Source organism: Bifidobacterium sp. ESL0825 (genome assembly GCF_052606465.1).
In genome coordinates this window covers 156,150-177,411 of sequence record NZ_CP199589.1, presented here as the reverse complement: position 1 = coordinate 177,411, position 21,262 = coordinate 156,150, and the positions used below count along the sequence as shown (strand labels likewise).

11 protein-coding genes and 1 pseudogene are annotated in these 21,262 nt (G+C 59.5%); 1 reads left to right on the top strand and 11 read right to left on the bottom strand.

Annotated features, from left to right (window positions below):
* Position 1: 1 nt before the first annotated feature.
* Together ACUIAG_RS00670 and ACUIAG_RS00665 are read right to left on the bottom strand one after the other, a co-directional pair.
* Positions 2-1,570 carry an ATP-binding cassette domain-containing protein gene (locus ACUIAG_RS00670; RefSeq protein ID WP_445339837.1) on the bottom strand — a complete coding sequence of 523 codons (1,569 nt, stop codon included), beginning with the start codon at positions 1,568-1,570 and terminating at the stop codon, positions 2-4.
* A gap of 66 nt (positions 1,571-1,636) precedes the next feature.
* Positions 1,637-2,757: pseudogene (locus ACUIAG_RS00665) on the bottom strand (substrate-binding domain-containing protein).
* 243 nt (positions 2,758-3,000) lie between these two features.
* Here ACUIAG_RS00665 and ACUIAG_RS00660 point away from each other — a divergent pair.
* Complete coding sequence (locus tag ACUIAG_RS00660; RefSeq protein WP_445339836.1) at positions 3,001-4,506, top strand: xylulokinase; 1,506 nt, start codon at positions 3,001-3,003, stop codon at positions 4,504-4,506.
* A 19-nt stretch (positions 4,507-4,525) separates the two neighbouring features.
* Here ACUIAG_RS00660 and ACUIAG_RS00655 read toward each other — a convergent pair whose 3' ends face one another.
* The 9 genes from ACUIAG_RS00655 to ACUIAG_RS00615 form a co-directional block, all read right to left on the bottom strand.
* Positions 4,526-7,822: a glycoside hydrolase family 2 TIM barrel-domain containing protein gene (locus tag ACUIAG_RS00655; protein ID WP_445339835.1), complete on the bottom strand. Its 3,297-nt coding sequence runs from the start codon at positions 7,820-7,822 to the stop codon at positions 4,526-4,528.
* A 55-nt stretch (positions 7,823-7,877) separates the two neighbouring features.
* Positions 7,878-8,978 carry a LacI family DNA-binding transcriptional regulator gene (locus ACUIAG_RS00650; protein WP_445340339.1) on the bottom strand — a complete coding sequence of 367 codons (1,101 nt, stop codon included), beginning with the start codon at positions 8,976-8,978 and terminating at the stop codon, positions 7,878-7,880.
* A gap of 296 nt (positions 8,979-9,274) precedes the next feature.
* Positions 9,275-10,567 (bottom strand): glycoside hydrolase 5 family protein, encoded by a 1,293-nt coding sequence (locus tag ACUIAG_RS00645; protein WP_445339834.1) that lies wholly within the window; start codon positions 10,565-10,567, stop codon positions 9,275-9,277.
* Positions 10,568-10,574: 7 nt separating this feature from the next.
* Complete coding sequence (locus ACUIAG_RS00640; RefSeq protein WP_445339833.1) at positions 10,575-11,414, bottom strand: carbohydrate ABC transporter permease; 840 nt, start codon at positions 11,412-11,414, stop codon at positions 10,575-10,577.
* Entirely contained in the window at positions 11,411-12,382 is a 972-nt protein-coding gene (locus ACUIAG_RS00635) for a carbohydrate ABC transporter permease (RefSeq protein ID WP_445339832.1), read from the bottom strand. Before ACUIAG_RS00635 ends, ACUIAG_RS00640 begins: the two co-directional genes overlap by 4 nt.
* A 2-nt stretch (positions 12,383-12,384) precedes the next feature.
* The gene (locus ACUIAG_RS00630) at positions 12,385-13,686 is read right to left on the bottom strand and encodes an ABC transporter substrate-binding protein (RefSeq protein WP_445339831.1); all 1,302 of its coding nucleotides are present in this window, start codon (positions 13,684-13,686) and stop codon (positions 12,385-12,387) included.
* 102 nt (positions 13,687-13,788) lie between these two features.
* A complete protein-coding gene (locus ACUIAG_RS00625) occupies positions 13,789-16,938 on the bottom strand; it encodes an alpha-mannosidase (RefSeq protein WP_445339830.1) in 3,150 nt (1,049 codons plus the stop codon).
* A gap of 196 nt (positions 16,939-17,134) precedes the next feature.
* A complete protein-coding gene (gene xylA / locus ACUIAG_RS00620) occupies positions 17,135-18,478 on the bottom strand; it encodes a xylose isomerase (protein ID WP_306221928.1) in 1,344 nt (447 codons plus the stop codon).
* A 114-nt stretch (positions 18,479-18,592) separates the two neighbouring features.
* Positions 18,593-21,076 carry a glycoside hydrolase family 2 TIM barrel-domain containing protein gene (locus tag ACUIAG_RS00615; RefSeq protein ID WP_445339829.1) on the bottom strand — a complete coding sequence of 828 codons (2,484 nt, stop codon included), beginning with the start codon at positions 21,074-21,076 and terminating at the stop codon, positions 18,593-18,595.
* Positions 21,077-21,262: the final 186 nt, after the last annotated feature.

The following is a 21,262-nucleotide window of genomic DNA, read 5'->3' as shown; positions in this document are numbered from 1 at the left end:
CTCATGCGAACACCGCTTCCTCACCGCAAGGGATTTCAGACGTCATGTACCGCATCAGCTCCTCCTGATCGGTGGCATGGGCGTTCAGACATGCCGTAATGATTCCTTGACTCATCGTGTAGATTCGATCACAGATGCCCAAGAGCTCAGGCAACTCGGAAGATATGACCAGAATGGCCGAACCCGAATCGGCCAGCCGGTCGATGATCTCGTATATCTCGTATTTGGCACCCACATCGATGCCACGGGTCGGCTCATCCAATATGAGCACTTTGGGCTCAGTGGACACCCACTTGGAAAGCACCACCTTCTGCTGGTTGCCTCCGGACAGGCTGCTCGCCGGCATCTCTATGCTCGGGGTCTTTGTCCTGAAATCCCGCCGATACTGTTCAGCGATACGTTGTTCACGGTCAAGATCCAAGACACCGTGACGAGACAGGTGTCCGAGGTTGGCCATTGAGGTGTTCTCTCGTATGGAAGCGATCAGGTTGAGGCCGTACTCTTTCCTATCTTCGGTGGCGTAAGCCAGACCCGCGTCAATGGCCGAGCGCACATCAGGCAGGGAAATTTTCCTGCCTTCCATGTATATGTCGCCGCTAGCTCCGACGCCGTACTGGTGACCGAAGATGCTCATAGCGGTTTCGGTTCTTCCGGCACCGATCAGCCCAGCCATACCCACTATTTCGCCAGCGCGCAGGTTGAAGCTGACATCCTTGGCCACCAAACGGTTGGAATCCTGTGGATGGTGGACGCTCCAATGCTCAACACGGAACATCTCCTTGCCGATGTGCGATTCGTGCTCCGGATAACGATTGGTCATCGGTCTGCCGACCATATCGCGGATCAAAGCATCCATGTCCAGGGGGTGCTCCTTATCGACCCGACAATCACTGATGGTTTTCCCGTCCCTGATCACCTGGACGGCATCCGCTGACGCCGCTATTTCGTTGAGCTTATGAGAGATGATGATGGCCGTTATGCCGCGTTCCCTGCGAAGTCGGTCAATCAAGTCCAGCAGATGGAAGGAATCCTCATCATTGAGCGCTGCTGTCGGTTCGTCCAAAATAAGCAATTGAACGTTCTTGCTGAGCGCTTTGGCGATCTCCACCAGTTGCTGCTTGCCCACGCCCAGGTTGGAGACCAGGGTATCTGGATCCTCGTCCAAACCGACCAAGGACATGACGTCCTTAGCCTTGCGGCGTTGCTGATCATCTTGGATGAAGATCCCCTTGGTGATGGGATTGCCCAGAAAGATATTCTGAGCAATCGTCATGTAGGGCTCTAGTGCCAGCTCCTGATGGATGATAACGATTCCCTCGCGCTCCGAATCTCGTATGCTGGAGAACTTGCAGGGTTTGCCTTGATAGATAATGCTTCCCGAATAGGATCCATATGGGTAGACTCCCGACAGAACGTTCATGAGGGTGGATTTACCAGCCCCATTCTCGCCGCAGATGGAGAAGATCTGACCCTGTTGGACCTTGATATTGACATGGTCCAATGCCGTGACCGGACCGAAGGACTTTACAATGTCCCGCATTTCCAAAATCGTGTTTTGAGATGATGTCATTGGTGCCTTCTGAATGTAAGGGCATCCGCACTCAATGAACCTCGGCGAATGCCCGATGACGTTTCGTCACAGTCCTGCGTTTGCAGCGGAGATGTACCCGCTGTCAACCAGTTCCTTCTTGACGTTGTCCTTGTCAACAGAGACCGGCTTCAGCAGAATCGAAGGCACATCCTTATTGTTGTTGTTGAATGTGTCGTTGGTCTTGGGCTTCTGCCCCTTGACCAGTTTCTCGATCAGGGCAGCAGTGGAATCAGCCAGTTTACGGGTGTCCTTATAGACCGTCATTGTCTGTTTTCCGGCAACGATATTGGCCACATTAGCCTTTTCGGCATCCTGACCGGTAATGATCGGATAGTAGTTCCAGCCCGCCGCGTCTACAGCGTTTACAGTACCCATGGCAATTGCATCATTGGGGGCGAGAACGGCATCAAGATGCCTTCCGCTGTTGTAATAGGAATTGATGCGGTTCTCCATCTCGCTCTGCGCGTTTTGACGATCCCAGTTCTGTATGCCGATGCTCTGCCAATCCTCCAGATTCTTGGGAACTCGGCCAGACGGGGACACCAATGACCCGTTTTTAAAATATGGCTCGAGGACCGACCAGGATCCCTGGAAGTAGTATTTGGCGTTGTTGTCTGTTGGCGAGCCGGTCATCAGCTCGATGTTGAACGGCCCTTTTTTGCCACTGTCCAGGCCGAGCTTCTTAACTATGTATTGCCCTTGGAGTTTGCCCACCTCGGTGATGTTGAACGTCGAGTAGTAGTCACAAGCATCGGTGTTCATGATCAGTCGATCGTAGGCAATCACCGTAGCGCCGTTTGATTTGGCTGCCTCCGCGGCCGGCCCTACAGCCGTGCCGTCAATGGAAGCGATGACAACGAAATTAGCTCCCTGATTAGCCATATTCTGAATCTGGGAAGCCTGCAGATCCGTTTTATTGTCAGCAAATTGCAGGAGGACCTTGTAGCCCTTGCCTTCAAGCTGTTTTTTGAGGTTATCGCCGTCGAGACGCCAGCGTTCCAGCTGCTGTTCCGGCATCGAGATACCGACGGTCACATCCGAGGGATTTTTAGCATTTACACCCCCCCCCCCCCCGCAGTCGCGCCTCTTGAGCCTCCGCAGGCACCTACGGACGCGAGCATAACAATCCCGGCCAGTGCACAAACCGCTCGTTTCCAATTGTTCATGGTGGTTCCTTTCTTCGTTGAAGGGTTGTCCCCGACTTGTCCCCCTCGGCATGCCGGATCTCTTCCGGCACATATACTAGCACAAAGTTTATTGATTTGACTATTTCAAGTAATTACATAGGTTTTTGCCGCAGATTATCCTGGATTTAGCAATTCGTGAAGGCACATTAGTATGATGAATTAATGATATTGGTCGGAACAAACACGATCCTCGCTGAAAGGCGATCAAGCAAGGAGGCTGACATGAATGAGATCCTGGTGGCCGGAGTGGACACTTCGACCCAGTCCTGCAAGGTGAGGGTGACCGAAGCCCGGACCGGTCGGCTGGTTCGCTTCGGCAAGGCTCCTCATCCGACAGGCACCAGCGTCGATCCCATGGCCTGGTGGAAGGCATTTCAGGAGGCTTCAGCCCAGGCGGGCGGATTGGACGATGTCTCGGCCCTCAGCGTGGGTGGCCAGCAGCACGGCATGGTATTGCTGGATCGCCAGGGGCGAGTAATCAGGGATGCCTTGCTCTGGAACGATACGCGTTCGGCTCCTGATGCCGACGATCTCATCATCCGGCTCGCCAAGTCCGAAACCGGCGGGCCAAACAAAGACCCGGACCCGGACCTGGCCATGCAGGGCAAGCAAGCTTGGGTACGGGCTGTGGGTTCCTCCCCCGTAGCCTCGCTGACCATCACCAAGGTGGCCTGGGTCAGCCGGATGGAGCCGGATAAGGCCAAGGCCATCGCGGCCATATGCCTCCCCCACGACTGGCTGAGCTGGGTCATCGCCGGCCATGGCCCCGCAGCCGACCCTGGGGCTGAACCCGGGCTGGAGGATCTCTTCACAGATCGTTCTGATGCCTCCGGCACCGGCTACTACGACCCCGCCGCCGACAGCTACCGGCGTGACCTGCTGGCCATGGCCCTCCCCGCTGGCATGGCCGAGCGGGTGATCCTGCCTAAGGTTCTTGGCCCCCACCAGGTCGGAGCCAAAGCCGACCCCCACATCGCCGGCAGGGACGTGCCCGGAGGCTGCATCCTCGCACCGGGCGGCGGCGACAACGCCATGACGGCCCTGGGCCTGGCCATGCAGGTGGGCGACGTCTCCATCTCCCTGGGAACCTCGGGGGTCGCTGCAGCGGTCAGCCCGGTCCCCGCCTATGACATGAGCGCCTCGGTAACCGGATTCGCGGATGCCACCGGCCACTGGCTGCCCTTGGCCTGCACCATCAATGCATCACGCATCCTGGACGCAGGCCTGGCCGCCCTTGGAACCGATTACGACGGTCTGGCCAAACTGGCAGAGAAGTCCTCGCCAGGGGCCGAGGGCATCACCCTGATCCCCTACTTCGACGGCGAGCGCACTCCCAACCGTCCAGATGCCCACGCCAGGCTGGAGGGACTGACCCTGGCCAACACCACGCGCACCAACCTGGCCAGAGCATTCGTGGAGGGCCTGCTCTGCTCCCAGCGTGACTGCCTGGAGCTGCTGAAACGGCTGGGCACCACGGTCTCCAAGATCCTTCTGGTCGGCGGCGGCGCCAAGTCCCCAGCGGTCAGAGCCTACGCACCAGGGATTCTGGGCATGGATGTGCAGTTGCCCCGGCCGGACGAGTATGTGGCCATCGGCGCTGCCCGCCAGGCAGCCTGGACTCTGACTGGGGAAGAGGAGCCTCCCGCCTGGCCGGTGGACATCGAGACCACCCTGACGGGAGCCCCCTGCGAGCAGGTCTACCAGCAGTACCTGCGCTGGCGGGGATGAGGGGCCCCGCCAGCCTGGGTCACTTGGAGCGGACCCGCAGATGCAGTCCGAAGACCAGATCGGTTTCATCCAGGCGGTAGGCGGGATCCAGCTCCGGTCCGCAGCTGTTGGAGCCAATGCCGCTTGTGGCATAGTCCAGACAGAGCACTGTCGATCCGCATTCCTCCAGCTCATGGTCGTGCCCCTTGGCGGTCAGCTCCTCCTGCGTATACGGTGAGCAGTTGAAGCTGATGGGCCCATCCCCCGCCGCCTGCAGCAGGGAGCGGTCATCCTCCACCAGGACGTAGTCGCAGCCATAATGGGAGCCGTTCTCCTGGGGCCGCAGGTAGTGCTCGACCATGCCTGATGCGGTGTCATGGAAAACGCCATAGTGGCTGGCGCGGTGCATGTCCCGGTAGCTCTCGTAGGGCCCATAGCCGCAGTAGGTGACCCGCTTCAGGCTCTTGGGAAGGAAGAGCCGCAGTCCAAACCTGGGCAGATAGGGGAACTCGGGATCCCGATGCAGCTCCATCTTCAGGTCCAGTCCACCCTGGTCGCTCAGGGTCCAGGTGGCGTTGATGCTGCCCATGGGCTGAATGAAGGGGGCCACCAGGGACAGTTCGGTCTTGATTGTGGTCAATCCCTGATCCTCGTCGGTCTGCAGCTGGCAGGAGAGGGCTCTGGTGCCAGCCCGATCATATTCGGCCTTGCGCCATTCCTCCTTGATGATGGCATCGTTGTCGGTGGGTGCCCGCCAGAGGTTGACCTCCATAGGAGCGGTCAGCAGGGAACGGTTGTCGATGCTCATGGATTCCACCATGCCGGTGCGGCGGTTGAAGACGTAGCGCCAGTCGGCCCCCTCCACGTCGAAGCGGGCATCCGTCTGCCTGACCACCGGCCGGTGGGCGCCCCGGGACCCACTGCCGGGGTCGGCACTGATGACCCTGGCCACGCCGTTGGGGCGTTCAGGCATCCCCATATCCGCAGCTTCAAGCTGATCGAAGCCCAGAGGATGCCCCTGAGCAAGCACGGGATCGGCCTTGGCCAGGGCGTACTCCACCAGCAGGGTCAGACGGCCGTGCTCGGGCGGATCCATGGCGGGCAGACCCACGGTGCCCTCGGCATGGGGGGCGATGTGCAGGCCGGTCCCCCGTTCGAGCTCAGGCTTCCCGGAGGCCACCGGCTCTCCATCACACAGGAGGGTCCACTTCAGGCTCAGATATTCATCCAGGAAGGTGAAGTCCAAATAGTTATGCAGGGTGAGCAGCCGGGTCTGGGGATCGTAGCCGACCAGACGGGCCGGACGGAAGACGTTCTTGAACTCCCTGAGGCCGGTGTGGGGCCGCCGGTCGGGATAGACCAGGCCATCCATGCAGAAGTTGGCATCATGGGGGTACTCGCCATGGTCTCCCCCATAGGCATAGATCCGACGGCCCTTGCGATCCCTGCCCTGGTCGATGGCATGGTCGGCCCACTCCCAGATGCAGCCGCCCAGGAGCCCCGGATGAGCCTGAATGACCCGGAAGTAGTCCTCCAGATCCCCTGGGCCCAGCCCCATGGCATGGCAGTACTCGCAGAGGAAGTAAGGCTTCCGGCCCCCATCCCCGTCATCCCCGTGGCTGCTGATGCCGTGAGGGCCCTCCGGCGTGAAGTAATCCTCGATTTGCTTGATGGAGGGATACATCCGCGAGGTGATGTCCAGATTGCTATAGTCCAGGTCCTTACGGGGCGAGCCGTGGATGGCCGACTCGTAGTGGGTCAGACGGGAGGGATCCCGAGACTTGGTCCAGGCCAGAGCCGCCTCGATGCCGCAGCCGTAGCCGCTTTCGTTGCCCATGGACCAGATCAGGATGGAGGGGTGGTTCTTGTCCCGCTCCAGACTGCGCTGGACCCGGTCGACAATGGCCTTGGTAAAGAGCGGCTCGTCGGCAATGCGGCCGTTCCAGTAATCGGGCTCTTTCCAGTCCGGACCATGGTAGAGGGCCTCGATGCCATGGGCCTCCAGGTCGGCCTCGGCGATCAGGTAGAAGCCCAGCTGGTCGTAGAGAGCGTAATACTGGGGGCTGTTGGGGTAATGGGAGGTGCGGATGGCGTTGACGTTGTGCTCCTTCATCAGGGTCAGGTCGCGCATGATCTGCTTCTGGTCGATGGCGAAGCCGGTGCGCGGATCCCCGTCATGGCGGTTGACCCCGTGGATCTTGATGGGGCTGCCGTTGACCTTGACCACCTGGCCGTCCACGCTGATGGTGCGCAGGCCGATGTACTCGGTGACGACCTCATCCGAGTCGCCGGAGCCGGTTGAGCTGGCCCTGGTCGACAAGGTCAGCCTGTAGAGTTGGGGATCTTCGGCATTCCAAAGGCGAGGATGGCCAACCTCCATGACAAACTGCGCGGGCTCCTTGCAACCCGTCAGCTCGGCCCGGGCCACTTCCACACCATCGGGGTCGGTCAGCAGAGCCTGGACGTCCAGAGCGGCATCGTCCTGGCCCGATACGCCAGTCGGATCCAGATCCAGAGTCACACTGGCATGGCTCATGTCCTCATCGAGGTTGGTGTGGACGAACCAGTCGCGCAGACGGGCCTTGGGGCGACGCAGGATGTAGACATCGCGAAAGATGCCGCTCATGCGGAACTTGTCCTGGTCCTCCAGATAGCTGCCATCGCACCACTTGAGCACCAGGACGGCCAGCTGGTTGCGGCCTCGCTGCAGGTGGTCGGTCACGTCGAATTCGCTGGTGGCATGAGAGACCTGGCTGTAGCCGATCAGATCCCCATTGACCCACAGATAGAAGCAGGAATCCACCCCCTCGAAATTGAGCAGGGCCCGGGGCGCTGAGGGTTCGGGCTCGTAGTCGAAGGCGCGCAGGTAGATGCCGCAGGGATTGTCGGCAGGCACCCTGGGCGGATCGAAGGGGAAGGGGTAGCGCACGTTGGTGTATTGGGGGCTGTCATAGCCCTGGGTCTGCCAGACTCCTGGTACATGGATGGGCTGGTACGCCCCTCGGCCCGCATCCCTGGAAGGGCTGTAGTCGGCTTCGAAGAAAACCGGATCCTCGGCCTCGAGCGCGGACTGGACCTCGGCATCTAGCTGGTCGATGCTGGCGTAATAGCGAAAATCCCAGTCCCCATCCAGATCCAGGTACCGGTCGGAGCGCCTGCGCAGATCGCCACGCGTGTCCATGGTGGCGCCGGCTGGCACGCAATAGGCACGGTTGGGCTCGGTCCCCACATGCAGCGTGGCTGGATCCTCGTAGTAACGCGGTATGAACATGACTATTCCATCCTCCTCGGTGGCCATGGCAGCAGACGTTTCACAGGCGTGACTGTTTACGCTCACATGCGTCCATGATACCGGGGCCATAGCACAGAATTCCCGCCGGTTGTCACAGGCATCAACGCACCGGACGCGCCGTGCTCTCACGGATGACCAGCTTGGGGGTCAGGATGCGGCGGTTGCCCCCCACATGCTCCCCCCGGAAGATCTTCAGAAGCAGGTTGGCCACCTTGGTGCCGTAGAGCCCGGCATCACGATGGACCGACGTGATGGAGGGATAGGTGCTCTGGCAGATGAAGCTGTCCTCGAAGCTGACCATGGCTGGCAGGCCAATGCAGGCCAATGCAGGAGCAGCGGTCTTCTCATCAGACCCTTGCACTGCCATGGATGCCGTCCTGCTTTCCAGCATCGCTCTCAGACTTGCCGCAGCCATGATCTCGTTCTCGTAGATAAAAGCCGTATATGGATTTTCCCCCGATGACAGACGAAGCGTGAAGGCGGCGGCCTTGTCCGGCGTGAAGTCCGTGAACTCCACTTTCGGCTCCCCCAGGTTCTTACGACTGACGAACTCCTTGAAGGAAGAGACACGGGCGCGGCTGTAGTCCAGGTTTTCATCCCCCGACAAGTAGGCGATCCGAGCATGCCCGCGCGAACTCAGATGGTCCATGATCGTCGTCATGGTTCGGGAATCGTCGATGGACAGCGAAGGCAGGTAGTTATCTGAGTCAGGTCCTCCGGCCAGGACTGCGGGCAGACCCAGATTGTGCAGGAGCCGAGGCCTGGGATCATCGGAGAGAAGATCCACCAGCACCACCCCATCGACCCGCTTGCGCCGGGCCCAGTCCCGATAGGTGTCCAGCTCCTCATCCAAGGTGGCGCAGGGGCGGAAGAGCAGGCCGTAGCCCGACCTGCTCAGGGAGGCATGGATACCGGCCATGAAATGCAGCATGAATCCTTCGGTCTGGAAGGCATCCATGGACCTGGCCGGGGCGAAACCCACTGTCATGGTCCTGGAACTGCCCAGGGCCTGAGCGGCATATACAGGTTTCCAACCCATTCTGGCCGCCGCTTCGCGAACCCTGCGCTTGGTCTGGATGGAGACTCCGGGCTTGTCATTAATAGCGAAGGAGACTGCGGTCTGGGATATCCCCAGTTCGTTGGCTATGTCCTTGAGGCTGACCCTGGCATCGTCCATCTCCTTGTGAACAGACGAGTCCATTCTGGCTTCTGTTTCTCCGCCAGCGGACTCGTCGCCCATGCGCCACCTCATATCAACCATCCTCGTCGACGCCCGTAATCCGGCTCGACCGACTCACCAAACAAAACTGCCTGCCACACGCTTTAGGCTTATATGAACATCGGCCTTTAACCTTAACTTAGACCCTCATCCGCACAAAACCGTGTTCGACAACACATACGGCTGCCGACAGCCGGGTTTGAAATCAAAGACCTTGTTATCGCTCACTCTAGCCTCCGATGGAAGCTAAACCTGATATGGCGGCTAGGTATCCGCGGTCAGGACTTCTCTCGCAGGAGGGAGGGGTCGGATACGGCGTTATAGGAGCTTCCGCCGACAGGTTTGACGGGAATGCACTCGCTGATGCCCCTGTCCTGCAGCCAGCTGCTATCCGCCGCGTGCAGGGATGTGACCAAGGCTGGCCTTGCACCTTGACGACTGAGTTCCATCCATCTGTTGAAGATGGATCCGCCGGGTGCGCAGGCGGATCTGAGCAGGGGATCATCGTGCTCATCCACATCCACGACAAGAGCCGTGGACCTGGGCTGAGAATCCTCCTTGCTGGAGTAATCCTTCGCCGCCTGGGCGAAGGCCCTGCCTATCGGCTTGAGGCGCTTCTCTTGGTCAAACAGACCCAACTGATGCTCGAAGGGAGGGAAATCGCCGAATTGCTGGTCGACGTCATGCGAGCACCACCAGGTGATGCTGAACATATCGCTGCAATCGAGAGCATGTTCCACTGAAGATCTGCAAAAGTCAGCAGACTGCCCTGCGCCCATTACATTGAGCGGGGCACCGATCTCCTGCAGCCAAACCTGCCGATGGGGCTGACTGGCGAAGGCCTTCGACAGCTCCACCAGGTACTCAGCATGCCGCGTGCTCTCCTCGGCCAAGGGGCCGCACTCCTGAGCGGCTCCGTTGAAAACCCAGGAATGAATGCAGGTCATGTCTCCGATGTTGGACGCATACCGCGGAAGAAAAGCGTGGCCGTCTTGATACCAAATCGCATCATTTTCGGAATGCAGGAGCACGCGGCCTTCCTGGGCTGCCCTCTCCTTCAATGGGGTCAGCAGCTGCAGCAGCCAGTCTTCTGCCTCCTTAGAGGTTGAGGGCATTCGACGCGGATGGACACGGTCAGTGAACTGGTTGCATTCGTTCCCTATGGTCAGACCGCGGAAATGCGGCAGATCCGCCAAGGCTTCATAAACCGAAGCGATCAGACGGGCCTGCGCCTGGATTGCGTCCGGATCCGTGAACATATTGGTTTCATGCCATGAGACCAGCCAGGACGGCACGAAATCAAAACTGGACATGTGTCCTTGAATCACATCCGAATAGACATCCAACCCTCGTTCATCCGCCAAGGCGGCCATATGCCTCAGGTCGTCCAGGGCAGCGCCGTTGATCCAGGTTCTGTTGGGCTGGAGCAGCGTCCACAGCGGGAAGATGCGGATATGATCCAGCCCAATGGAAACGATGTCGTCAAGGTCTTTGGCGACAGCATCCCAATCCGGATGCAGCCAGAAATAGAACCAGTTGTGGGAGGGGGTGTAATTGACTCCAAATTTCATGATGATGCTATTCCTTGATGCCGCCCTGTTCCAGACCACGGAAGAAGTAGCGTTGGAAGCAGGCGAAGAAGACCAGGATCGGTATCAGGGAGACCAGGGCCCCCGCTGCTATCAATCTGGGATCCGAAATGAACATGCCCTTGAGTCGGTTCATGCCCAGTGTGAGCGTGTAGTTTGACTCGTCGGAGATGACGATCAGGGGCCAGAGGAAGTCATTCCAGGCGCCCACGAAGGCGAAGATGCCGACGACGGTCATGGTGCCTTTGACCTGAGGCACGCAGATCCGGTAGAACCGCTGCCAAAGATTGGCGCCGTCCACCTCGGCCGCCTCCTCAAGCTCGTCCGGGATGCTCTTGAAGGCATTGGTCATGAGCAGAATGTTGACGGCGCCCACCATGCCTGGCAGGGCAACAGCCAGCAGGGTGTTCTGCAGGCCGACGCTTCTGACGATCAGGAACTGGGAGATGACCACGCCCTCGACGGGGATGACCATGGTGCCCATGAAAATCGTGAAGAGCAGGTTGCGCCCGCGCCACTTGAGCCGGCCCAGCGCATATCCGGCCATGGTCGAGAAGATCACGTTGCCGCCTATGGAAAGAATGGCGACAATCACCGTGTTCAGCATGTACCGGAAGACCGGAACCTGTCTGAAGACGGATATGTAATTATCCCAGGTGGGCGTCTTCGGGATGATATAGGGCGGAACCGCATAGACATTGTCGCCCTTGCCCTTGAAGGAGAGCGACAGCTCCCAGACGAAGGGTCCCACCAGCAGGATGAAGACCAATATGAGCACAAGGTACTGGACGACCTTGCCGACAGTGACTTTGGAGTGACTGTTTTTCATGAGTCCTCCCCCCGCTTCTGGATAATCTGCTGCAGAATGAGCATGGCTCCGACCACAATCAGGACTATCAGCGACAGAGCGCTGGCGTAGCCGGTCCTCGCCTGGATACCCGTTCCCTCCTTCTGGATGAGCATGGACATGGTGATGTCTTCGCCGCCGGGACCAGCCGTGCCGTTGGTGAGCACGTAGATTTCGTTGAACACGCGGAAGGCTGCGATGGTGGACAGCATCATGATCAGCACGATGGTGGATCTCACGCCGGGAATGGTGACATACAGGAATTGCCTTACCGGTCCTGCCCCATCCAGCGAGGCGGCCTCGTACACGGAGGCGTCAATGTTGGCCAGGGCGGTCAGATAGATGACCATGTAGTATCCCAGGCCCAGCCAGATGGTGACGAACATGGATGTGAACAGTATCAGCCAGCGATCACTGAGGAATGGGATCGGGCTGTGGATGATGTGCAAGGACTCCAGAACCGAGTTGACCAGCCCCTTGGGATCCAGCAGGTTGGTCCAGATCATCCCCACCACCACGGCCGACATGACCACGGGAGTGTAGAAGGAGGTTCTGAAGAACCCCATGATCCTGGAGTTCCCCTTGACCAGGTTGGCCAGAATCAATGGAAGAATCACCATAAAGGGGACCACGCAGACCACGTACAGAGTGGAGTTGAGCAGCGCGGTCCAGAAATAGTCGTCATGCACGATCGCCACGAAGTTCTGGATGCCGATGAACTTGCCCGGTCGCAGCAGCGTGGAATCGGTAAAGGCCAGCCGGCAGGTATTCAGCGCAGCAACGATGACGAATATGAAGACGATGGCAAAGGCCGGGAAGACGAACAGGTAGGGGGCCAGGGTCGTGGTCCAATGGGTCCCCTTGCCGCCTTGCCTCCCGGCTTGAGACCCGCCGGGCCGGCCGAGGGCAGAAGCCTTCGGCCGGACGGCGGAAGAGTCAACGCGGCTCATAGTTACTGCAGCTTCTCGTTGGCGTACTTGACGGCCTTGTCCAAGGACTCCTTAGCGGTCTGCTTGCCTTGCAGAGCCAGAGCGGCCTGCTGCTGCAGGTAGTCCTTGCCATTGGCATCGGTGAACTCGGCAGGACGGCTTGAGTACCCGGTCTTCACGGAGTTCAGCGTGACCTTCAGCGCCTTGCCTTGAACATCACTGGTGTCGATGTTGGCATAGTAGGGATCATCAAGACCGCCCTTGCTGGAGGGGAAGGTGTTGGACTTCTTGGCGAATGCCAGCTGGTTCTTGGCATTGGTCACATATTGGACGAAGTCCAGGGCGAGCGTCTTGTTCTTGGTCTGGGCGTTGACGGCCAGCATCTCATAGGCCAGGCTGGCGGACTTGCCCTCATCGCTGATCTTGGTACCCACAGCCAGATGCTTGTACAGATCAGGAGAGTTCTGCTTGAAGTCCGCCGCCGAGTAGGCGCTGCCGCCCATGGCCACGATGGAGCCCTTCTGGAAGAACTCGCCCTGCTGAGACCACTGCGCGCTCAGGGCCTCCGGCGGAATTCCCTTCTTGTTGAACAGGTCGACGAAGCGCTGCAGGTGCTTGACGGCCTTGGGTGAATTGAAGATGTACTTGGTGTGGTCCTTGTTCATGATGGGAATGCCAGCCGAAGCATAGTCATCGACGGCACCGCCCAGCATGGTGGACATGTAGGCCCCGCAGCCGCTCTTGACCATGGTGTCCGCCTGAGAGAAGTAGTCGTCCCAGGTCACAGGCAGCTTATTGGGATCCAGCCCGCACTTCTGCATGAGCTCGGTGTTGTAATAGGTGGGTCCATCGTTGACGTACCAGGGGAAGCCGTAGGCACCCTCCTCGATGTCCTTGCCCTTGAAGGTCACCGCATCCCAGGCGTTCTTGTAATAGTTGTTTTGAGCCTTGGGAGCTTCCTTGCTGATGTTCATCAGGGCCCCGGCCTTGGCCAGGCCGTACATCAGGGAGGGGCCGGCATCGATGATGTCGGGCAGGGAATTGGCTGCAGCGTCGGCGGACAGCTTCTGCTCATAGTTGTCCGAGGGTTGGTCGATCCACTTGATGGTGGTGCCGGGATGCGACTTCTCGTAGGCCGAAATCAGGTTTTTGAAGTACGGCGTGTACTTGTCGTTCTTCAGATTCCAGGTCTGGAAGGAGATCTCGCCTGACGGCTTGCCGTCCTTCGGCCCGCCTGAACTGCTGTTGCTTCCACCGCACGCCGCCAGCGAACCCGCCATGGCAGTCGCGCAGATCAGTACTGCTACCTTCTTCAGTGCTCTCATCGGAGCTTCCTTTCTGTTTTTACTACTCACTTCTTTGTGGAGCTTCCGGTCGGCCCAAATAGACGAACGAACCGGCCGGACAGACACCCATGGTCAGGCGATTCAACGCCTGGAGAGTCTCAAGGTGGTGAATTGGAAGGGAACCAGATCCAAGAAGGCCCCATCGGCTTGTGCCCCCTGCTCGGAGCACAGGCCTGGCCGCACGCCCTCGGGCACAGGACCATCCTCCAGGGAGTTGGTCTCCTTCACGGTCGCCCCCTGCAGGACGGACCCTGTGTGCAGCCTGGCCTTGGAAGGCGAAGAATCCGGGTTGTAGACCCTGACAATCACATCGCCGCTGTCGTCATCAGCCGTCTTGATCCAGTCGATGACGGTGGTACCCTGAATATCCTCGACACCAGCCAGCGGCTCAACGGCAGGCAGTCCATGGTGGAAGACCGGAGCGTTGAGGGCATAGGCTGCTTGCAGAATGTCAGCCTGGGTGTCCCCAGGGACGATGGACCAGGCGAAGCTGTGCTTGCCCCTGTCGGTATGCGGATCGGGAAAGACCGGAGCGGAAAGGAGGGTCAGTCTGACCAAGGTACCTGCCTCTTTGCCGGCCTTCTCGTCGTAGTGGATCGGTGTGGTGTCGCCGCCGTATGTCGAAGCGTTGACCACGCCGACGGCAAGGTCGTCGTCGCTGATTCTGACGAATCGGTGCGTGCAGCTCTCGAACTGGGCCTCTTCAGCAGCGTTGTTCTTCTGGATTGGCCTATCGATGAAGCCGTATTGGCACTCGAATTGCGCGTACCTGGCCTGAACGGCGACGGGAATGTCCACCTTGAGCAGCTGCTCGTCCTGATGCCAGTCCACATCAGCAGCGAAATCCAACTGCCTGCCGCCGGGAGTCAGCCCGATCGTGGTCACGATAGTGGTTTCACCATGCCGACGCGATACCCGCACGCCGGAATCCAAGGCCTCCATGGTGACTGGGTCGTCGACCGGAGAAGCGGTCAGCAGGGCATCACGCTCCAGATCCCAGGCATCCCACATATAGGGCTCGTCCTTGAAGAGCTCGTATCCGCCCACCGAGGAGCCTCGCGGGACCAGATCCCTGCCGGAGGTCCTGTCAAGAATGGAATGGACCTCGCCATCCGAGCCGACGACGGCATGGATAAGACCATTATCCATGACGAATCCGTCGCCCTCTTGACTGACTTGGACAGGCCGGATGCCCTCTGGGCCTTCCTGGGCCTGGACTGGTCCAACAGCCTCCCAAGCCTTCTGGCCCCTGCCGTCCATGGGCACCAGCCGAGCATCGGATACCATGGGAGCCTGCGGTTGGGCGGAAGCTATGACGCGGGCAGCCTCATCGCCGATCTGCTCCAGACGGGCGATGTCCCTGCGGTAGTCCTCCCTGGCCAGTCTGTGTACCCAGGAGATGGCAGACCCTGGAAGAATGTCATGGAACTGGTTGAGCAGCAGCGTGCGCCAGATTTGGTCCAGCTCCTGACGGGGGTAGGCGTATGAGTCATCGACCAAGCCGGCGTAGGCGCAGAGGTATTCAACCGTGCGCAGCATGGCCTCCTCCTGCCGGCAGCCTCGCTTCATATCCTGCTGGGAGGTCAGGGTCTTGCGGTGCAGCTCCAGATAGAGCTCGCCCTTCCAAACGGGCATTTCGGAACCGGCCTCCGCGCGGATCTCTTCCTCGGACTGGCGGAAGAAGTCTGCAGGAGCCTGATACCGCACCTTGGCCGATCCCTCCACGTCATGCAGGCGCTCATAGCGTCCCAGCATCTCCCTGGTGGTGCCGCCGCCACCATCGCCATAGCCGAACAGCACCAAAGCCTTGGTCGAGATGTCCTTGTCCTGGTAGTTCTCCTGGGAATGGTTGAGCTCGCGGGCCGTCATGCTGGAGGCATAGGTATCCATGGGAGGGAAATGCGTGAAGATGGCCGTGCCGTCAATGCCCTGCCAATCAAAGGTATGATGCGGGAATTTGGTCGTATCATTCCAGGAGATTTTCTGCGAAAGGAAGGAAGTCATTCCTGCACGGCGGGCAATCTGCGGGAACTGACCCGTATAGCCGAAGCTGTCCGGCTCCCAGACCACGGTTGTATCCACCCCCAGATGCTCCCGGTAGTACCGCTTGCCATAGGTGAACTGACGGGTCAGCGACTCCCCTGAGGGAAGCATGCCGTCAGACTCCACCCACATCCCTCCGACGGGGATGAACCTGCCTTCTTGGATACGTTGCTTGACGCGGGCGAAGAGATCGGGATGATCCTCCTCCAGCCATGCATACTGTTGGGGCGAGCTCATGGCGTAGATGAATTGAGGATCACGCTCCATCAGCGCAAGCATGTTCGAAACAGTCCGCGCCACCTTGCGTCTGGTCTCCCGCTTGGGCCAGAGCCAGGCGGAGTCAATATGGGAATGCCCTACTGCCGCATGATCCAGGGCACTTGGGGTCGCAGGCACTGCAAGCACACCAGCCAAGGCCTGTCGAGCCGGCCCCAGTGTTGCCAGGTCACGCTCATCATAAATATTCAGCGAACGCTGCAGGGCTTTGCCCAAACGCCAGTACCGCGGCTGGCTCTGGTCGCACTCGCGGATCAGCTGGGCAGTGACCTCAAGATCCATGTAGTAGTTCCATGCCTCATGATCAAAATGGCAGACGTCCATCTGCTTGAGGACATTAGGCTCATCGGCGCGACCGGTGGTTCCCTCCCCCAGCTGCGTCTCCACAAATGCGGGGGTGCCGAGCAGGAGCGGATTGCAGGCCGCCTCCAGATAGATGGTAAAGGTTCCGTCAGGGTTGATGACCGAAGCCTCGTCACGGGTCGGATTCCCGTCCAGGTCGGTGCCGTCGAGCGGAATCCATCGGTTGCGGGGATTGACCGCCTTGATGATCGATCCATCGCTCCTGTAGGCCTGGGCTTCAAAATGACCGCCGGGCGCATCGGGATGCCAGCCCAAGTCGACCACCAGCTCGATCGGTGCCCTGGTCGCCCAGTCGGCATCAACGCGGCCGGTCACCTCCATCCAGGTGGTCCCCCAGGTTGTGCCCCAAGTATCCCCTAGGGAGAGAGGCTGGAAATCCACGTTCTTGCTCTGTACTTTCCCGAAGAACTCCGATGATGGTATCGGTTCTCCGGAAATGACGAAAGAGCGGACTTGAACCTGTCCCACAGGCCGCTCAATCTTCGGTAGCACGCGTTGACGCATGACACGGTCGCACTTGTCAAGCACGCGTTCTATCTTCAGCTGCATCCTCACAACCTCCTCGTAGGTCCGCTTCGCAACTCTACTAAAGCGGTTTAGTTTAATTATACCCCTTTGCATCCCGTCGATACGCTCGGACAATACTGGCGTGTCTAGCCTGGCAAACATGTCTGCGCTGGTCAGGGCATAAAAAAGCCCCGCGGGCTTTCGCTCGCGGAGCTAGGAGACGACAGCCGTCTAAAGCTCAGGCCTGGGCCAGAGCCTCGACGATGTAGTTGTTGATGGTGGCCTTGACGACCTCAAGATGGTCGGACTTGTCGGCGGCGATCAGTTCGGCCTGCGGCTTGTCAAGGCTGTACTCCTCCAAGGAGGCCAGCGTGGCCGTGCCGTCCTTCACCGTCGAACCGATGCCGGATTCGAAGGAGGAGTAGCGCTCCTGCTGCAGCTGCTCGATGTAGCCGTCCTCGTGCATCTTGGCCGCGACCAGCAGGCCGGCGGCGTAGGTGTCCATGCCCACGATGTGGGTCCTGAAGAGGTCCTCAGGCAGGAAGGAGGAGCGACGAGGCTTGGCGTCGAAGTTCAGGCCTCCACGGGGCCCGATGCTCCCATTGGCCAGCACCTCCCACATGACGGCGGTGGCATCGTAGAGATCCGAGGGGAACTCGTCCATGTCCCAGCCGATCAGCTTGTCGCCCTGGTTGGCATCCAAGGATCCCAGGAATCCAGCCTCGCGGGCCACGCGGACCTCATGCTGATAGGTGTGCATGGCCAGGTTGGCGTGGTTGCCCTCGATGTTGAGCTTGAAGTTATCCTGCAGGTCGTAGGTGCGCAGGAAGTTGATGGTGGTAGCCGCGTCGTAATCGTACTGGTGAAGCGTGGGCTCCTTGGGCTTGGGCTCGATCAGGAACTGCGCGTCGAAGCCGATCTCCTTGGCGTAGTCCACGCACATGTGGAAGAGGGCGGCCATATGGTCCTGCTCCTCCTTCATCCGGGTGTTCCAGAGGGATTCGTAGCCTTCACGGCCGCCCCAGAAGACGTAGTTCTCGGCACCGAGCCGCTTGCCGATCTCCAGGCTGTGCTTGAGCTGGCCCGCCGAGTATGCATAGATGTCAGCGAAGGGCGAGGTGCCGGCGCCGGCCTCGAAACGAGGGTTGGTGAAGAGCGACGAGGTGTTCCAGAGCAGCTTGACGCCCGTGTCCTTCATGGCGGCCTCGATGCGGTCAACCACCTTGTCAAGATTGGCATCGCTCTCGCGCAGGGTGTCGCCCTCGGGAGCCAGGTCACGGTCGTGGAAGCAGAAGAAATCGACCCCCAGCTTGGTGAAGAGCTCGAAGGCGTAGTCCACCTTGGCCAGCGCCTGATCCATGGGATCGGTGTAGCGGTAGTAGGGCCTCTGCGCAGTGGGATCGCCAAAGGGATCCACCAGGCCCTGGTTGAAGGTGTGCCACCAGGCCACGGCGAAGCGCAGCCAGTCCTTCATAGGCTTGCCGGCCACCACCTTGTTCTTGTCGTAGTAACGGAAGCCCAGGCCCTCCTTGACACCCTGGCGACCTACGTATTCGATCTTGTCAACGTCCCACAGACCCATAATGCTCCTTTGCCTAATGCATTTGCCTTTACAGCGTTCACAGGGGAGGAAACCAGTTCCTGCCTCCTGAACAATAAGAGTAGAGGGACGGATCGATTTTGTCAATTCGTTGAATTATATAGACGGCGACCCTGCCTGCTCACGGATAGGAATGCGCAGGGAAACCCTGTGACGACCGTCGGAGACCTTGATCTCAAGCAGCATGGGTCCGCCTGAACCGTCTGAACCTGCTGACCGATCCGCCTGCACCACTGCCAAGGCTTGGCCGTAATAGGTGCGCGTATGCCCGGTCAAAAACCCTTCGGGATTGTATGGGGCGGCACACCCAAAGGCCAGCAGTCGGCCACCCTGAACGCGGGCAGTCAAATCCCCCGATACCGTGGGTTTGTCAATGCCCTGCTGGTCGGTATACCTTGCCCTCACAAAGCACAACCCTCCCGGGCGGACGGAGTCCCGATCGGCTGCCAGCCTGACCGTGGTCTGAGGCGCGGCTGACCGCAACCGACTCCGTCCAATCAGCCCGCCCGAGCTGTCGTAGGCCAAGGCCTCCAGCAGGCCGTGTTCATAAGGGCAGGAGAAACGGAATCGAGTGCTACCCCGCCAACGCGAGCGGCCAAGGCAACGACCATTCAGCATCAGCACAACCTCTTGAGCCCGGGCATAGACCTCCACCTGGGCGGTCCTGCCTTCGCAGCCGTCCCAAGACCATGAGTCAAGGGCATCTGTCATCTTCCAGGCGCTGGGAGAATGCCTCTCCCCCGAGTGATTGACGGGCCGCACAGCCAGATAGGGCCCTGTCTCACCTCCTAACGCCACCCGTGTGTACAAGGCCTCGCCCAGCGGCCTGCCTGTCAGATCCAAACGGCCGGAACCAGCAGTCAGCCATCCCAGCCCGCTGAACCGTGGAGCTTCCTGTCTATACTCCCAAGCACCCACGCCGACTTCGCCCAGATAATCCATACCTGCCCAGACGAAGTCTCCGATCAGGCGCGGGCAACGGGAGGCCAGACGCATGAACTCGTCGGCATCGCTGCAGAAGGTCTCCGTCCCCAGGATGAGCCGATGAGGGTATCTGCGGAGGTCTTGAAGGTATCGTTTGATTCCATAGTTGTATCCGGCCACGTCCATAAGTGCGAAGGCATCACGGGTCAGGCGGTCGCAGGACGGCAGGGTGGCACCTCTCTTCATGAAGTCCGCTCCCATGATTCCGGCCATCTCATTGAAGAATCGGCTCCCTACAGATCCATGGCGCTTAATCGAAAGTGACACGCTCCTCTTTGGCCCATCGTGCGCCACCTGCTTGGCCGCTTTCTTGCTCGAATACACCCCGAGCCCGATCGAACTCAGGAAGTTGAAGAAGATGTTGACCCCGCAGGTAACCGGTCGGCTCGCATCCTGACCGTGGAGGAAGTCAACCATGCGCCTGGTCAGCTCTACCCCCTTGGACTGGGCGGTTTCGCTGACCTCATTGCCAATGGAGTACATAATGACCGATGGGTGGTTGAAATCCTTGGCAACCATATCAGTCAGGTCCCTGCGCCACCATTTCGGGAGGTATTCCGCATAGTCATGGATGGTCTTGTGGATGTACCATTGGTCGGCATATTCGTCCAGGACCAGCATACCCAGACGGTCGCAAGCTGCCAGAAGACTTTTCGAACAAGGGTTGTGGGCGCTGCGAATGGCGTTGTAGCCATTACGTTTCAGCAACCTCACCTTCCGCTCCTCGGCCTCGGGCCAGGCGCAGGCGCCAAGGACCCCGTTGTCATGGTGGACGCAGGCACCCTTGAGAATCCTGCGAACGCCGTTGATGAGCAGCCCCTGATCCCCCCAGGCCACCGTTCGTATGCCGAATATCGCCTGAGCCTGGTCATGACAGCCCGATGAGGAGACGAAGAGCACCTGGCATTCATATAGCGTTGGGCTTTCCGGGCTCCATGGCTGGGCGCTAGGTAGGTCGATATCGACCTGGGCTCTGCCATCGAAATCCACAGGGACTGCGACCTCAGCCAAGGGCCCCGATTCATCCTTGTTGTTGCACAAAATGCGAACCTGCGCAGTCCCGCCTGACGATGCCCGCAATGAGACCCGGATGGCGCAGGGGTTGACCCCAAGCGTAGAGACTCTGATGCCGTCCGGGTACAGATACTGCGGGCCAGCACTCCAGAGCGCGACGGGCCGGTAGATGCCTGCTCCGGAATACCAACGCGAATTGGGCTGCTGGGCGTTGCGGGCGACAACACGGACCACGCCCGGTTCCCCCGGTCGGATTTTCCCACTCAGGTCGACAAAGAACCCCGTGTATCCATAAGGGTGAAAGCTCAGGCGGCGGTCATCCAGCCAGACCTCGCTGTGTTGGTAAACGCCCTCGAACTCCAGAATCATCGAATCGTGCTGCCTAAGACCGTCAGCACGTAACTTCTTGCAGTATTCGTAATCGCGCCCTACAAACCATCCGCTGTTAGCCTCGCTCGGGGCATCGGCCCTTCTGGGTTCTGCCAGCATGGCATCGTGGGGTAGCTCAACAGGCTTCCAGGGTTCTTTTGACTCATGCAAATGTCGATAATGCCAACCCTGGTTCCAATCCGTTGCCTGCATACAACTCCTCCGCCAGCGTTCATGATCACCAGTGCATAGCCGACCTAATCAACATTGATGGATAGAAGACCAGACTACTCCCGCCTGGATGGTTCGACCTTGGCTACCAGCCGAAACCCCGCCCCTTGAGCAGACAAGTTCGACGGCTGCAGATGGCAATCCTCTCCTTGGCACCTTGAACAGTTT

Excerpts from the sequence above, each read along its gene's own strand:
- ACUIAG_RS00615 (WP_445339829.1), bottom strand. The coding sequence starts at position 21,076 with ATGCAGGCAACGGATTGGAACCAGGGTTGGCATTATCGACATTTGCAT.
- ACUIAG_RS00630 (WP_445339831.1), bottom strand. The coding sequence starts at position 13,686 with ATGAGAGCACTGAAGAAGGTAGCAGTACTGATCTGCGCGACTGCCATG.
- ACUIAG_RS00670 (WP_445339837.1), bottom strand. The coding sequence starts at position 1,570 with ATGACATCATCTCAAAACACGATTTTGGAAATGCGGGACATTGTAAAG.
- ACUIAG_RS00650 (WP_445340339.1), bottom strand. The coding sequence starts at position 8,978 with ATGGACTCGTCTGTTCACAAGGAGATGGACGATGCCAGGGTCAGCCTC.
- ACUIAG_RS00645 (WP_445339834.1), bottom strand. The coding sequence starts at position 10,567 with ATGAAATTTGGAGTCAATTACACCCCCTCCCACAACTGGTTCTATTTC.
- ACUIAG_RS00625 (WP_445339830.1), bottom strand. The coding sequence starts at position 16,938 with ATGCAGCTGAAGATAGAACGCGTGCTTGACAAGTGCGACCGTGTCATG.
- ACUIAG_RS00635 (WP_445339832.1), bottom strand. The coding sequence starts at position 12,382 with ATGAGCCGCGTTGACTCTTCCGCCGTCCGGCCGAAGGCTTCTGCCCTC.
- xylA (WP_306221928.1), bottom strand. The coding sequence starts at position 18,478 with ATGGGTCTGTGGGACGTTGACAAGATCGAATACGTAGGTCGCCAGGGT.
- ACUIAG_RS00660 (WP_445339836.1), top strand. The coding sequence starts at position 3,001 with ATGAATGAGATCCTGGTGGCCGGAGTGGACACTTCGACCCAGTCCTGC.
- ACUIAG_RS00640 (WP_445339833.1), bottom strand. The coding sequence starts at position 11,414 with ATGAAAAACAGTCACTCCAAAGTCACTGTCGGCAAGGTCGTCCAGTAC.